The 15,696-nt window shown below is 35.1% G+C and carries 11 protein-coding genes; 2 read left to right on the top strand and 9 right to left on the bottom strand.

Features of this window, described 5'->3' with window-relative positions; all coding sequences use genetic code 11:
• Positions 1 to 50: 50 nt before the first annotated feature.
• From VB691_RS23280 to VB691_RS23315, 8 genes are all read right to left on the bottom strand, one after another.
• Entirely contained in the window at positions 51 to 1,991 is a 1,941-nt protein-coding gene (locus VB691_RS23280; RefSeq protein ID WP_323293915.1) for an AMP-binding protein, read from the bottom strand.
• Between the two features lie 701 nt (positions 1,992 to 2,692).
• Positions 2,693 to 4,837, bottom strand: a complete 2,145-nt coding sequence (locus tag VB691_RS23285; protein WP_323293916.1) for an ABC transporter ATP-binding protein/permease — start codon at positions 4,835 to 4,837, stop codon at positions 2,693 to 2,695.
• A gap of 287 nt (positions 4,838 to 5,124) precedes the next feature.
• Complete coding sequence (locus VB691_RS23290; protein ID WP_323293917.1) at positions 5,125 to 6,105, bottom strand: MvdD family ATP-grasp ribosomal peptide maturase; 981 nt, start codon at positions 6,103 to 6,105, stop codon at positions 5,125 to 5,127.
• A gap of 87 nt (positions 6,106 to 6,192) precedes the next feature.
• The gene (locus tag VB691_RS23295; protein WP_323293918.1) at positions 6,193 to 7,173 is read right to left on the bottom strand and encodes an MvdC family ATP-grasp ribosomal peptide maturase; all 981 of its coding nucleotides are present in this window, start codon (positions 7,171 to 7,173) and stop codon (positions 6,193 to 6,195) included.
• Positions 7,174 to 7,526: 353 nt separating this feature from the next.
• Positions 7,527 to 7,676: a microviridin/marinostatin family tricyclic proteinase inhibitor gene (locus VB691_RS23300; RefSeq protein WP_323293919.1), complete on the bottom strand. Its 150-nt coding sequence runs from the start codon at positions 7,674 to 7,676 to the stop codon at positions 7,527 to 7,529.
• A gap of 352 nt (positions 7,677 to 8,028) precedes the next feature.
• Entirely contained in the window at positions 8,029 to 10,119 is a 2,091-nt protein-coding gene (locus VB691_RS23305) for a phospholipase effector Tle1 domain-containing protein (protein WP_323293920.1), read from the bottom strand.
• 50 nt (positions 10,120 to 10,169) lie between these two features.
• Positions 10,170 to 10,634, bottom strand: a complete 465-nt coding sequence (locus tag VB691_RS23310; protein ID WP_323293921.1) for a hypothetical protein — start codon at positions 10,632 to 10,634, stop codon at positions 10,170 to 10,172.
• Positions 10,635 to 10,703: 69 nt separating this feature from the next.
• Positions 10,704 to 11,162 carry a hypothetical protein gene (locus VB691_RS23315; protein WP_323293922.1) on the bottom strand — a complete coding sequence of 153 codons (459 nt, stop codon included), beginning with the start codon at positions 11,160 to 11,162 and terminating at the stop codon, positions 10,704 to 10,706.
• A 481-nt stretch (positions 11,163 to 11,643) separates the two neighbouring features.
• On the opposite strand from VB691_RS23315, the gene VB691_RS23320 reads away from it, so the two are divergent.
• A complete protein-coding gene (locus VB691_RS23320; protein WP_323293923.1) occupies positions 11,644 to 12,573 on the top strand; it encodes an isopenicillin N synthase family dioxygenase in 930 nt (309 codons plus the stop codon).
• Positions 12,574 to 13,158: 585 nt separating this feature from the next.
• Entirely contained in the window at positions 13,159 to 14,898 is a 1,740-nt protein-coding gene (locus tag VB691_RS23325) for an ABC transporter ATP-binding protein/permease (protein WP_416245460.1), read from the top strand.
• A gap of 150 nt (positions 14,899 to 15,048) precedes the next feature.
• Here VB691_RS23325 and VB691_RS23330 read toward each other — a convergent pair.
• Positions 15,049 to 15,696 (bottom strand): IS630 family transposase (locus VB691_RS23330; RefSeq protein ID WP_323293924.1); only part of this gene is annotated, 648 nt, incomplete at its 5' end.

Genomic DNA, 15,696 nt, shown 5'->3' on the forward strand with positions numbered 1-15,696 from the left:
GTAACTGGTTTGCTCATTGCTGCTACTGTACCTCATGAGTCCGAGAAACGCTATATTTCAATTTCGTGACTATAATAATTAACCCCATTAATAATAATGCTTTCCTTACTTCTTCCTGTAATAACAAGATGTCCATCATGAATAAATCCTAAATCTCCTGTATCAAACCAACCATCCTTTAAGAAAGCTTTTTTATTCGCTTCAGGGTTTTTATAATAACCAGATGATACAGCATCTCCTTTGACTTGTAAATGACCAATGGTATCTTCCGGTAATAAGTAATTATCCTTATTAACAATTCTAATAGACATCCCAGAAATAGGTAATCCTAAATCTGTAAATGTTGTGACATTGGGGTGTTCTGGATGAACTCGTTTTAAGGTTTGATTTAACGAAAATTTATCGACAGTATGGAACAATAAAGGATGTTCTTCTGTGGGTTGATAATAAGTAACGCCTGATCCCATTTCTGCCATCCCAAAAGCTGGACGAACTGCCGTTTTATTTAAACGATATTGCTGATGAAGTTTCTTGATAAATTCTTCTACTGCTTTGTCGGAAATTGCTTCACCAGCCGTTAAAAGAGACTTGACACAGCTAAAATCCCAAGCTTGATCAGGTTCTTTCTTAAGCCATTCATTAATAAGATTATAGGCAAAATTAGGAGACCAACTATTGGTAATCCGATACTGATTAATTAAATCTAGCCAATTAAGAGGACGACCTAAAATATATTGAGTTTGGACATATATTATTTGGCATCCTAAATCAACACACCGAATATGCCAATCAGAAATGCTTCCAATATGGTCAAAAGGTAGCCAATTAAGAATAATGTCGTCCTTACCATATCCATTGCTATAACCACATAAATCGTTGGTCCCTCGCCCACGAGAAAGCAAATTTTTATGGGTCAAAGGGATACATTTAGACATCCCTGTACTACCAGATGTCAGACTAAAAAAAGCAATATCATTCGGTTGACTAATATGATAGGTTTCTTGGGGGGAATAGCTTGTTAATTGTTCAATTGATGTGATATTTATCGTTTGATTCGATAGCCATTTATCTAATATTTTGACTTCTTCTTGATGAAATTTATTGGTAATAATCAAGGGTTTGTCTAATAATTCCCATACCTGACAAATCTTATTAACGTCATTATTGGCGTTTTCATAGGTAGGAGGGATAGCCAAAATAACAGGAATATAACCTCCTAAAATACAACCCCAAAAGGCAGAAATAAGATCATTGGTTTCTGATAACTGGAAAATAACTTTATCTTGAACTTGTAAGCCGTTATTTTTTAAACCTGTATGTATTCTTTGGGCTTCATCCCATAATTGCTTATAGGATTGAAAAATCTCATCCCCATTTGACTTGATATAAGTAATTCCTTTCTGCTGATTTTGTGTCGCTTGTTGGTGTAATACTTCTCCTAAAATTTGAGGTTGCAAGGCAGATTCTACCAAAGTTTTTCCATGACTAATAGCGAGTTTAGATGTGGGAGAATTAACGACTTCATCTATCTTCTGTTCATTTATTATATCGTGTTGATCGATTTTTTTTTGCTCTTTTTTTTGCAGTAATTCTGATAAATGTAGAGGAAGAATCTTCTTTTTTTTCTCAGTTACCAAGACAGCAACTTTATCAATTTCGGGTAAAGCTTTTATTTCTTTTTCACTATATTCAACTAAATTATGATCAATAATTTCTATATTTCTTAGTGCATTTTCATCAACATGACCAGTTTCTGTTAAAGGAATACAAGAAATAGGAATATAAGAACTAGGTAATAAGTGGTTAGGTAATTTTTCTTGTAAATCAGTGGATAATTTTTCGGAATTCCAGTTTCCAGTATAAACAATATAAGCGATTAATTGACTATCTCGCATTAGTAAATAACAGTCTTCTACAAAAAAAATTGATAATAAGATAGTGATGATTTGTTGATACTTTACTGGCAATGTTTTGGGTTGGAGTAACATCATATTGTACCTATAAATATGCTCAAAGAAGCCCCTTAAAAGAGCTTTGAAAAGCTCTTTTATCCTAAAAGCGGATTAGGAAAGTATTTAGATTTATTTTATGTTAGAGTCGATGTCCCTGTTACCAGGTCGCACCTCTCCTTATAAACCGCACGTGCGACTTTCACCGCATACGGTTTCTTGCAATCGTGGGCAACCAGAGCAAATACTCTGAAATGCCGTTCACCAACACTTTCCTATTGACTAGCTTTTACGTTGATGTTTCCATTACTAATCTGATTCTACCTGAAGTTTGTAACATTTTTCCTGTTCCGTTTCTTGGATTGTCCAATACCGTAGGTGTTATCGATTCGCCTACCATCAACCTGGGTTAATGACTAGCCAAACAAAACGCCTCTAGTTTCTATAGGTTCCTGGTAAGAACAGGTAGCATCATCTAACATACCATGTTTTGACTTTTTTAAAAAAAAAGTTTACATAACCTTACTTTCTTTCTAAACTAACATTTTGTAAGGAATATTTATCTATAATTTTAAACAGTTTTTGTAAAATTTGAATATCTATTTCTTCCCCTAGCCAATTTTGGGGACTTTTGCCCATAAAATGTTTGATAATGGATCATCTTTTTTCGTCCCTGCTTGGATAATATCTAGCTTTTAGAGAACTAATTTTAATCGAGATGTGACAACAGTTTCCATTTTTATTCAAGTTAAATGGCTCAATTCTCTGACCCATTTTCGCACATTGGGATGTTGATCATAACGATAAGTTAACCCATCTTTACCTATGATAGATTGACCTTTTCTAGCTTTATTCCTGACCGTTCCTAGTGCGTATTTACATAATGCTTTCATTTGGGTATGAGACAGAGGTTTAAATGGGTTTTCTTCAAGGGTTTTAGTATCTTCAGATGTTTCCTCATTGTTGACAGTATCTTCAATTTTGATGTCTTCTAAATCGGGAGTATTGTCTGGTTGAATTATTGTGATGTCTTCTAAAAAGTTTAACTGTGGTTGTGATTTTTTCGTCTCAATAAGTTCTGCTTCTATTTCATTATCTTGAAAGGGATTAATATGGTTAAGTTTTATCTTTTTATATTCTTCCATTGACAGCATTTGCCAACTAGAATCTTCTAAAAGTTCTAAAACCCATTGATGGTAACTAAATAAACTTTCTCGATGCCCTACACTAATAAAAGTTGTTTTGGTCTGCTGTAATTGTTGATATAAATTTTCTTCATTACTTAAATCTAACGCACTGGTGGCTTCGTCTAATATAGTAAAGTCCGGACGATCAACTAAAATTCTAGCAAAAGCTAATCGTTGTTGTTCTCCTAATGATAAAACATTCTCCCAAGGTAATTCTACATCAAAGTTATCAATACGGTTTAATAAGTGTTCTAAATTGACTCGCTTTAAGATGGTTTTCAGGTCTTCATCACTGATTTTATTATAGATTTTTGGATAAACTAATTGTTCTCGTAAAGTTCCTAAAATGATATAAGGACGTTGGGGTAAAAATATCATTTTGTCTAAGGATGGACGGACTAAACGACCCGTTCCCGCATCCCATAAACCCGCGATTGCCCTTAACAAAGAACTTTTCCCGCGACCACTGGGGCCCACAATTAATAATCCTTGTCCGGGTTGTACTGATAAGGATAAATCTTCAACGATGATTTTATCATAATTGGGGGTTTGTAAGGTAACATTTTCAAAAGCTAAACGGTTTCCTTCTATGATGGTAATGGTACTTAATTCTTCGGATTTTTTGATAATAGATTTCAACATCTTGGAAAAATTAGCCAACCTTTGAATATAACTAGATAGCTTTCCTGATGTTCCCCATTCAGCAATCAATATTCCTACCGCATTAGAAAACATTAAACAGGCCATACTAGCTTGACTAATTTCCCCATAGTCTATTTTATCTTGTATAAATAAAGGGGTAAGAATAAACATAGAAAAGATACTGATTGCTGATTGATAGACGCGATTAAAAATATCTTGTCCCCTTTCCCAATCAATCCTACCTTCTGAATTATTCAAAACTTTATTAAATCTGCGTTTGATTATATTAAGTTCTTGATCTTCTCCCTGGAAAAAAGCAATAGATTCTGAATGATTACGAACATGGGTCAAACAGTAATTATAATCAGCTTTAAACGAGAGTGCTTCGTTATTGATTTTATTTAATTTTTGGGTTAAATAAATGGCAATTAAATTACCTACAATTGTATAAATCACTAAATAAATAGCAATTTGTTGCGAAATAGTTGAGAGAATTATGATAAAAGTAGTCATTTGTAGGACTTTTTCTAACACAGTTGCAATTAGTCTAAATCCACCGCTAGTAATCGGTTCAATTTCTTGGGCTAAACGTTGATCTGGGTTACTTAAATCAGATTTACAGTCAAGTTGGTAATAAGCCCGATTGCTTAAATATCGCTTTAAAATATAGTTACTAAGCCACTTATACCAGTCTAAGGATAGTTTTTTTCTGATAAATTTAGAGAACCCGATTAACAGGGTCATTGTAACAATAATAACACAAGAAATCCAAAGGGTATCATAATATTTAGAAAGATCCCTTTCTTCAATAATAAGATCGAGTACATAACGATTCCAAAAACTCCCCAAACCATCAACAGCAACTAAAGCAATAATTAATGCGATTAGAAGTAAGACCATTGCCCAAGACGTAATGACTTCTGAAAACGATCTTCCTCCTAGTTCTGTTGGATACCAATAAGGTTGGGTAACGATTCGTAAATCTTCCCAAAATTGAGATGGGGAAATATTAGAATCCGTTGTTGTTTGGTTACTTTGATGAATTGTTTTGTCAAGCATATTCTAGCCATGTTTAGCTGTTTTTTAGGAAGTTGTGAGCAACGCTGTAATGTCTTTAAGTTATTCATCAATGAGCGAATTAAGTCTCTATGCCCTTAAAAAACAATTGTAATTCTTTCTATTCTATTACAGTAATTTTCATTGTTTTGAGTTTTTAACCTCAGTTTAATCTATTATGTTGATAGTAGGGTGGGCAAATCTGAAACTTATCTAAAGCTATCATAATACCGAAAAACACTTAGCCAGCCTACAAAACTGATTTTTAATATTCCTTTAACAAACAGTCTCTAATTTTTTCCGGTTAGCAACATTTCGGCAATGGCTTGGGAAATGGGATAATGGGGAGAATATATCTCCATCCAGAAAAACTCACCTACGGGATTAACTTCAAGAAAAATATGACGATTATCAGGGGTCACAATAATATCGATCGCCCCATAATTCAAGCCAAAATAAGCCATTAATTTAAGGAGTTTTTTGGTCACATCTTCGGGTAATTGATAGGGTTGCCAATCTTTGACCAAGGCTTTACCTTCTTTACGCCAATCAACGGCTGCTCCTGCCATTTTTTGGGAATCAACGGCTGCTGTAAAGATTTGATGACCAACAATCGTTGTTCTTAATTCTAAGGCTTTAGGAACCTTTTCTTGGAAAGTCATGGGACAAAAACATAACCCCTCCAAATGTTTGAGATCATCTTCTGTAACTGGGTTGGTAAAGACAACATTTTCTTGCCCTTGCTCACCATAGATGGCAAAGGAAGACAGCATTTTACTAATAATACCCTGTTCTTGGCATTCTTGGGCAAATTTTCTCACAGCTTCAGGATTATTAGAGGTTAAGGTTTTGGGTGTCATTAAACCGATTTCCCGCGCCACTTTTAACTGGAGTTGTTTATTATTGGCCATATCCACCTTAGCCATTTTATCGAAGTGGAACCCCCCAAGACTGGAAATCATGCCCCTAATAGTGGTACGACATTCTTTTAGAGATGCTTCTTTATATTGGGAGTCCATATCTTCAGGGAGTTTTTGTCCGTATCTCATGCGTCGATACCACACAGATGAAACATCCTGCAATTTAACCTGTTTATCCCCATCGGTTATTATTCCGCCGTCAAACTCTCCTGCAAATAAGTCCAAGGTAACTTCTGTGGGGTATCTATCGGTATCAAAACGAAAGACTTTTTTCCCTTTTGCTTCTACCGCCTCAGTGACGAGGGATATACTTTCGTTATCTTTGCTGAAGGTAATAATTAATACTGTCATAAGGGTGTTCAGAATGATCAGGATATTTGTTCTAGGGAACAACGGTTGTTAACTCCTACTTTCGGTGTAGAAGTCGAAACTTGGGTTTTATGCAGCAATTAAAGCATCGGCGATCGCATTAGCAATGGGGAGATCCAGTTCTTTTTCTATCATTCCCCACTCTCCTCCTGGGTTGACTTCTAAAAATACATAGTCCCTTGATGGGGTAACAATAAAATCGAATGCACCATACAATAAGCCAAATTTCCCCATAAAGGTTTGAATACGACTGATTAAGTCCTCTGGGAGTTGATGGTTTTCCCAGGAACCGACGTTTACCCCTGGCCGTCTCCAATCAATTGTAATGTCATTATAGATCAGGGCATCTAAAGCCCCCACAAAAACCTGACCATTGACGTAGATAACCCGTAATTCTTTCTCTTTGGGTATTTTTTCTTGAAATACCATAGGACAGTAACTCAGGGACTCTGCATCTTCTAAGTCTTCTGCTTTGACAACATTGGTATAAAGAAAAAAGGGACTATATTCCATGCCATAGTGAAGGGTTGTCAGTAACTTACTGACCATTTTTCCGTCTACTTGTTGAAAAAATTCTCGCGCTGCTTCTGCTTTATTGGTGATTAAGGTTCGGGGAATCATAAACCCAACCTCTGAGGCCACCCGCAGTTGACGTTGTTTGTTCTTCGCTATATTGATACGCTCTAATCTATCAACCCAACGAGCTTCTTTTAGACTATCCCAAAAACCTTCTAAAGTGGCTTTTGATTCTTGGGCGCAAGGTTGTTCATATTTGGGATCTAATTCTTGATTAAATTTGGGTTCCCATACCCGTCGCATCCAAACGGCCTTGACTTGGTCACTGTTAACGGTTTGTCCCTGATAGTCAAGGGTATGACACTGTTTAAATGAGTTAAACTGGCCTTTTAATCCCACTTTTAAAGGGAAATGATCGGTGTTAAAACGAAAGGGTTGCGCCCCTTTTTGAATCAATGCTTCTGCGACTCTATCAATTGTAAAAAAATCATTACTATGGGTAATTAGTAATACAATGTCACGCGATAGAGACATACAGCCTTGGCTCCCTTATAATCTTAAGAAGATTGTCAGTTAACTTTGTTCAGTAAATGTCCTTAACTTAGACCTCTTGATCTTGGTTAATTGTGGGGAGAAATGGTTAATTATCAATGAATAATTAATAATTGTTTAATTTGCTTGATGGTTCGGCAAAGCTCACCAACTAACCTCCCTCGCGCGTTTCCTTGCGCCGTCTTACGGCGCAAGGTCGCTCGTCTCCTTTCAAGAAGAAATAATTCAGATATTTTCCGCTTTTAACAATCCTCTCATTTTTAGGGAGAGGTAATTATTAATTATTAATTATTCATTATTCATTAGTGAAGAAAATAGCCAGCTTCTCCTTTTTTTTAATAATCTTCCCAATCCGAGGGAAATTTCAAGGTGAAAATTTGAGGGGAATCGGGTGTGGGAGTTTCCTCTGGTTGAGGGGGTTCTTCTTCTAAAAAACGCACGAAGAAAGGCACGGACTTGACTTCTTTTGTTGTATTTTTGGACATGGTATTTATCTCTTGATATTTGTTTTTTAGGAATGACCTTTAATTTATAAATAAAAGGTCATTTTTAACACTCTTATAAAGGTAGCAGTTAGTTGATCAGAAGTCAAGCTTTTTGTGTTAATAAATGTAAACCAAATTGTTATTATATAAAGACGTAGAAAACCACTTCCCAAATCATATTATCAGGAAATATACTAAGTTTTCACTCAGAAATAATCAATCAATTAATTATTTCTATAAACAGGGGTTAAGATTGAGATAAAAAAGTAAGTTTACCCTTGATTTTCAACTTCCTCTAAGCCAGTTAAGCCTTACCCTTTTAAGTTTTTGCTCTGGCTTTTTCTTCTTGATTTTAGTCAGAAGAAAGTAGATCATTCAGTAAAGGTTTCAGATTTTCTGGACGATATTCAGATCTAGCTTTTAGTCTTTCTACCACACTATGATGAATAAAAATATGAGAGGAACCAATAGGCCGCCATTCTTCTCCTCCTAGCAGATAAACTCCTGTTAGACTGTTATCAAACTTAGTAGTGGGATCGGGTTTTATTTGAAAGTCATCTTCATCATTTTCTGTTGAATAAAATTCTAACCCCAATGCCTCAGCTTTATTCAACATCCATTGCAATGGATAATCAGATAACCCTTTATATTCCTTAGTACCACCCCCAACACATCCGTGGTTTCCTGCAAACCAAACTTCTTCCACTCGTTGTTGAAGATTTTTTTCACTAGGAATCATCGGGGTAGAAGGAAAAGACTTTCGCTTTTCATCAATGGCGACAGCATGAAAAGCATTGTCAATAATAGGACTTAAATTAGCATCAAAAAACTCATATTTTTGATTCAAGAATTTTTCAATGGGTAACCAAGGAATAATATCAGGTAGTCCCAACGCTCCTACGGTATCCCAACACCCTAACATTTTAATGGGAACGCGATAATCTAAATATGCTTCGTTGCTGTCTATTTTTTTAGAATTATCCCGACGAAATTTTTGTAGTTTTGGATCATTCGGACTAATTTTATTATCTCGATAAAGTTCATAAGCTTTGGGTATTTCTTTTATCTGAGAACGTATTAACAACCCACAGTTATAAATCATTCCAGCTAGACAACGAGCAATGTAAGCACCACGACTAAACCCAACAAGATAGATTTCATCTTGCGCCGTCGCATCATAATTCATACATAATAATCGGTAGGCTTCTTTGATAGTTTCATCAATTCCCCATCCAAATGCACCACCTCCTAATTGTTCAATTACATTACCATCTTCTGTCCCTAACCCTGGCAAATAAAAGACCAGTTGAGGGGTTTTATCGTCGGCCATGTATTTAACTAACCTGGCAAATTTAACCACATTAGTAGGATGGGAATTTGTTAATTCATTCCAAGTTCCATCACAGCAAACGACTATTCTTTTTTTCTGGTGCATAGGATTAATTGGTTGAGTAAATTGTTGCTTTTTAGATTCAGTTAAAGGTGTAACTGATGGGGTGATTTCTTCCTTTTCTTCCTCAGATAACGGTTCAACTGATAGAATTTCTTGTTCAGTTTCTGTCTCAGATGACGGTTTAATCAACTTCATTGACTCACCGTCTTGTTCAGTTTTTATCTCAGATATTGGTTCAACTAATGGAGTAACTTCTTCAGTTTTTACCGCAGATATTGGTTCAACTGGTGGAGTAATTTCTTCAGTTTCGAGATCAAATAATTCTTGACCTGATTCGATAGACTCACTGTTTTTTTCAGTTTCTAGATCAGGTAATTGTTCAACTTTAAGAGGAATTTTTCTTTCCATCCAACTAACTCCATAAATAGTAGCGTGATTACCATTACCGCTATGATCATCCGTATCCCCATTAAGGGGTAAATAAACACATAATCCTAACTCATTGCCGACTAAACGTTCATTACGATCTTCTTTGATTTCTTCTTGACTACAAGGTCGATCCCAAATCCGAAATTCTGAAAGATAACCTTTCCAAAACTGAGAACTGTTAACAGAAGAAGCAATGACTAATTTTTGAATATCTGTAATGGGTTGATATTTTTCATCCTCTTGATGCCAGAGTTTTCCATTATGGTAAATAGACATTGTACCCCTAAAAAAATCTTTGACAAAAGTCCAATAAGTCCAGATTTTATACTCTCGAATTTCTACTTTTTTTTCAATTCGATCTACCCCATTCTCATTCCCTATTTCCCAAGAGACACAACCTCCTATTCCTTTTTTATAATAGGGTAAATGGATGTTTAAAATCCTATTATTTTGAGCGTTATACCCATCTAAAATGGTTGTTTGTTGGGTTAAACCACTTCTCCCTTTTGCTAAAAACTCAACAGTAATTCCTGTTTCAAAAGCAGACAACCCTTGAGATAATTCAAGATAATCATCTACCCCATCAAATCTGAGGACATTTTCTTTGTCTTGCTCAATCATCGGGTTTCTAATCCTGATTTTTGAAGTTGTATTAAGTCATTCAATTCATGTTAATCTTCAACGATAGTAATTGTTCTGATAATTTTGGGGATTTTTTCTTTACTGAGTCGGTCTTTAAGCTTACCTTTTAAAGCATCAGTTAAGGGTAAAATTTCGATTTCTTGGGAAAGATCTTCTAGGGTTTCAGCTTTGAGACGTTCTAGATAAAAATTCACTAAAATAATCTCAATGGTGTAGCCTGTTATGGTGTCCCCAATAACCCCAATAGTTCCCGTTAATGAGGTAGCTAAGGTAGTGACAATAGGGGGACCCGCAAAATTCGTTAAAATAGCCACCAGAATCAGGCTGGGAATACCTACAGAGGCAATCTTTTTGGCTACTTCATCTAAGGATAAGTCCAGAGCAACAAATTGCTCAGAAAGATCTTCAGGAGAAATCCCTAAAGCTTTTAATTGCTTAGATACTTCCTCTGGCAAAAGACTCGAAACCGTTACTTTTTGCGTAATTTCGTCCATTGAGTTCTTCTATTTAGTTTGTTGGTATTTAAGATAATTTCTCCCCAGGCTTCAGGGTGATAAGACAGATTACTCTTCGATGATTTCAATGACTTTAGGAGAACTATCTGGCTCAGATTTACTGATAACTTTTTTCAGTTTAAGCTTTAAAGCTTCACTTAAGGGCAAAGTTTCGATTTCTTTGAGCAGTGTAGGAAAACTTTCTTTTTTGCGACGCTCTGTATAAACAGCAGATAAAACGGTTTCAATGCCAAAGGCAGTGACTAAATCTCCGGCCACTGTCATGAGTCCTAAGAACCCTAAACCGCCCAACACTCCCAATGGTCCCCCTAAAGCTGTTAAAGCTGCTATCACGGGAGTAGCCCCCATACTTGCCGAAGCGGTAATAATTAAAATAATCCCTGGTAAGCCCAGAGCGGCTAATTTTTCGGTTATTTTGTCTAAACTTACCCCCATTTCGTTAGCTTTCTTTGATAGATCTTCGGGGGAAAGTCCCATATCTTTTAATGGGCTAGTGGCTTCATCCATGATTAACTTTCCTTAATACAAATTGGGTTGTGACTTTTTTACCGGACTTTAACAAAATCTTAAAGTATAACTAGAAAACTTTGAAGATTTTACCTAGTTCTTGAACATCGTTTATCATACCATAGGGTTGATACTTCTCATCGAGTTTTTTCCCTATCTGCCTTGAATATTTTTGTAAACGTTCAGAGGGGTAGAAGATCGCTCTCGCTCAAGCTGTACTTCGTGGTGCAGCCGCACTCGCGGAACCGCAACCGCCGAAAAAGTCTTTCAAAATCGGATAAACTAAGTGACATGGAAGTTGATCGCGTCAATCATTTAGCCTTATGCTTTCGTGACTTTGTGATCTCCCAAAAATAGCTTAAGACAGCATCGCTGTCAAATAAGAGCAAAGATGAACCTTGTTACAAAAATTAATTTTGTAATTATAACTTTTTGGTTTATTATGTTCAATGTTAAGACAAATGACGAGAATTGATTTTCAGTGAATAAAACTATTCCTATCATTGATTTCCAGCCATTTCTAGATGGTAATCTTCAAGAACAGGAGTTCGTAGCGCAACAGTTCTATGATTCTTTAGCTGACGTTGGGGCATTGTATCTTAAAAATTATGGCTTTTCACCAGATTTAGTGGCTCAGGCTTTTGCTCAATCAAGAACTTTTTTTGACCTGCCCCTAGAAGACAAAGAAAAGATTGCCATGAAGCCCATGAAACCAGGCTATGAAAAAGCGAAAGATGAAGAAGGAAAAGACTTTCGAGAAGTGTTTCACTACGGACCAGAAGTTAATAAAAATAATTGGATAAATCAATGGCCGACTAGTCTTCCACAGTTTCGGGACACTTCTATTCAACTATTTCAAGAATGTCAGTCCCTGTCAAAACATTTATTTCAAGCCCAAGCCATGGCTTTGAAAGTACCAGAAACGACTTTTATAGATGTTCTTTCTGATGGAAACTGTTACTCATTTTTAGCCCATTATTTACCCTTAACTGAACCGATAAAACGAAATCAAACCCGTGCGAAACCTCACTACGGTTCGGGGACTTTTGGCTTGATCTTTCAAGATGATGGGAAGGGGTTGAAAATTTGTCCCCATGAGGGAGAATGGATTGATGTTGATCCCATTCCAGGAACAGTTGTTATTATTATGGAAGACTTGATTCAACGATGGACAAATGATAAGCTTTATTCTACATTTCACCAAGTTTCTATTCCCGAAGAAGATTTTTATAAAGCGCGATCACGGTACTCAATCGCCTTTAAAGTAACTCCTAATGATGATGCTATAATTCGCTGCGTTGAAACCTGTATTACTGAAGATAATCCTTGTAAATATCCACCCATTTCCGTAGACGACTATTACAAAGAATGGGATGCTAAACATCACAATATTTACAGTGAGAAGAAGTAATTAAGGGGAGCGTGTCACTTGTGGGATCAAGTATATAAGTACCTAGGCAAAATTAATTACACATAGCGATCCTTGCGTAGCAAGGCTTTCAGCCCTCTGTGATAGGTGATTAATTTTGTGTTACTACTTATACTCATCCTGTAAATCCCTTTATTTTTGGGGCTATCTTTCCGTTGCCAAAATCATGCATTTGCATTCATAGACACGCTCCCGTAATTAAGTGATGAGTTGAATCAATTTTTTATAAAAAATTACTTAAAAAGTTAGTTCTAAACTTAGTAATTTATTAAAATTTTTCAATAATAATATATAAAATAAAAGAGTTTGAGTAGACTATTTGTAAAATAAGTCTTAAGAAACATCCTAAATCATTCATTTGTAGACTATTGTATTACATACATCCCTTCTCTAATATAATCTAAAAATAGAAACAAATGTTGCTCATAACTTTCTTCTCATCTCCAAATATTGACACTATATTGCAGTGTTCTGTGGTAGAAATCAAGACAACTTGATATTCCTAATTAAATATAAAAAATCGACAAATTAGTGAAAAAATGTGTTATGCAAGTTTGGGAAAATTTAATGAATAGTATGGACACGGAAGATAAAACTTTGTTTGGCAATCAGTTTCTCCCTAAAATGTTGTCCTTTCTTCAACTTTATTGGTATCCAAAAGAATCAGAAAATAGATCTTTTTCCGAAACGATTCGTTCTTGGGGAATGTTAATTATATTGTTGCTCTTTTTAGTGGGACTCGTCGCTTTAAATGCCTTAAATAGTTTCATTTTCAGGGATCTAATTGACGTGATTGAAGAAAAAGACTTGCCCGCATTTACTAATATGTTGATTTTGTATTGTTTTACCCTTTCAGGAGTAATATTGTTAACAGGATTTTCTAGGTTTTTCAGAAAATTAATCGCCCTAGATTGGTATCAATGGATTAATAAAAGTATTTTACAACAATATTTTAGAAATCGAGCTTATTATAAAATTAATTTTCAATCCGACATTGAAAACCCAGATCAACGGTTAGCGAAAGAAATTGAACCCATCGCCAGATCAACGGTAAATTTTGGGGCAACTTGCTTAGAAAAAATAATGGAGATGGTGGTATTTATGATTATTCTTTGGTCAATCTCTCAAACTATTGCTATTATACTCATTATTTCCACAATTCTTGGTAATACCATTGCAGTTTATTTAAGCGATCGCTTAAATAAAATCAATCAACAAAAATTAGAAGTTGAAGCAGACTATAATTATGCCTTAACCCATGTTCGCACTCATGCAGAATCCATTGCTTTTTTCCGAGGCGAGAACGAAGAATTAAATATTATCCAGCGAAGATTTAAGGAAGTTATTGACAGAACCTTTAGTAAAATTGATTGGGAGAAAAACCAAGAACTTTTTAAGCGAGGATATCAAGCAGCCATTCAAATATTTCCTTTTTTAATCGTTGCCCCTATATACATTAAAGGAGATATTGATTTTGGGCAAGTTAGTCAAGTCAGCTATGCCTGTCATTCCTTTGCTAATGCTTTAGCGGCCTTAGTAGATGAAATAGGAGACTCAGGGAGATTTATCAGCTATATTGAGCGTTTTGATAGTTTATCCCATGCTTTAGACACAGTTGCAAAGCAACCTCAAAATGTCAGTACCATTAAGGTTATAGAAAAAGATCATATTGCTTTCGAGAATGTGACGTTACAAACTCCAGATTACCAAAAAGTCATTGTAGAAGATTTATCCGTTTCCGTTGAACAGGGAGAAGGTTTATTAATTGTGGGTCCAAGTGGAAGAGGGAAAAGTTCTCTTTTAAGAGCTATTGCTGGTTTATGGAATGCAGGGACAGGAGATTTACTAAGACCTTCTTTAGAAGATATGTTATTTTTACCCCAACGTCCTTATATTATTCTAGGAACGCTACGAGAACAATTACTTTACCCCAAAACTGATCGTTATCTAAGTGAATTAGAATTAACGGAAATTTTAGAAGAAGTTAACCTTCAAAATATTGTCACAAAAATAGAAAGTTTTGATGCCGAAGTACCTTGGGAAAATATTTTATCTTTGGGAGAACAACAGCGCCTTGCTTTTGCTCGACTATTGGTTAATAATCCTAATTTTGTTATTTTAGATGAAGCAACCAGTGCTTTAGATTTACAAAATGAGGCTAATTTATACACCCAATTACAACAAACAGGTAAGACATTTATTAGTGTAGGACATCGAGAAAGTTTGTTTGATTATCATCACAAGGTTTTAGAACTTTCAGAATATTCGGGTTGGCGTTTAGTTAATATAGAAGATTACCACCTGTAAATTTTGTTGGCTCTTCTAGAGTAGTTATGATAATTTAATAATAAAAAAGGTTATTGTTAAAGGAAACATTAAAGCTTAAATTCTCTTAGAATCTTTGCTTTATCTTGACTAAGGGGTATTTTTTATGGTATTAAATAAGCTGTTAAGCATTTAAACGACGTTAACAGAATTTCCTTTATTTTTAAGTTTGCGATTCCATTTAATAACGAGTTCTCCTTCATTTAAGAGTCGATGTAATAGAAACTCTAACTCTTCAATTGATTTAAAAAGACGGTTAGCAATATACTCTTTTGACGAATGCCAAACTAATTCAATTAAGTTGTAATCTGGACTATATTCAGGAAGAAACTCTAAATGTATGTTTGGCATTTCTGCTTCTATTCTTTTTAAAATTTCTTCTTTTTTATGGAAGCTTGCATTATCCAAAATTATTACGATTTTCTCTCCTTTATCCTTAAAATTTTCAGCTTTGTTTCCTTTCTCAACCCATTCATTTACTAACTCTTTGTAAAATCCTTTCATGACTTGATAAAAATTCTCGGAATCCCCTTTTTCAATGAATTCTACCCATCTTTTTTTGTCTGAATATCTTAACCATCCCATCACATTTATTCGACCTCTTTTTCTATCTCCCCTTACTTTTTTTCTTGTCCCTTTTTTACCCCAGTTTTTTCTTCTTGTGACCCTTAAACTAAAGCCGCTCTCATCCCAAAACCATAATTGTAGCTTTTCTGGAGTCTTTGTCATAATTCTTATATACTCTTTCAATTTCTTTTTAAATGCTTTTCTTTTTTTCTT

This window comes from Crocosphaera sp. XPORK-15E (genome assembly GCF_034931425.1).
GTDB lineage: Bacteria > Cyanobacteriota > Cyanobacteriia > Cyanobacteriales > Microcystaceae > UHCC-0190.

What these genes read in the sequence shown, in the direction of transcription:
- VB691_RS23325 (WP_416245460.1), top strand. Translation starts at nt 13,159, where the DNA reads ATGAATAGTATGGACACGGAAGATAAAACTTTGTTTGGCAATCAGTTT.
- VB691_RS23300 (WP_323293919.1), bottom strand. Translation starts at nt 7,676, where the DNA reads ATGTCCAAAAATACAACAAAAGAAGTCAAGTCCGTGCCTTTCTTCGTG.
- VB691_RS23285 (WP_323293916.1), bottom strand. Translation starts at nt 4,837, where the DNA reads ATGCTTGACAAAACAATTCATCAAAGTAACCAAACAACAACGGATTCT.
- VB691_RS23280 (WP_323293915.1), bottom strand. Translation starts at nt 1,991, where the DNA reads ATGATGTTACTCCAACCCAAAACATTGCCAGTAAAGTATCAACAAATC.
- VB691_RS23310 (WP_323293921.1), bottom strand. Translation starts at nt 10,634, where the DNA reads ATGGACGAAATTACGCAAAAAGTAACGGTTTCGAGTCTTTTGCCAGAG.
- VB691_RS23305 (WP_323293920.1), bottom strand. Translation starts at nt 10,119, where the DNA reads ATGATTGAGCAAGACAAAGAAAATGTCCTCAGATTTGATGGGGTAGAT.
- VB691_RS23290 (WP_323293917.1), bottom strand. Translation starts at nt 6,105, where the DNA reads ATGACAGTATTAATTATTACCTTCAGCAAAGATAACGAAAGTATATCC.
- VB691_RS23295 (WP_323293918.1), bottom strand. Translation starts at nt 7,173, where the DNA reads ATGTCTCTATCGCGTGACATTGTATTACTAATTACCCATAGTAATGAT.
- VB691_RS23315 (WP_323293922.1), bottom strand. Translation starts at nt 11,162, where the DNA reads ATGGATGAAGCCACTAGCCCATTAAAAGATATGGGACTTTCCCCCGAA.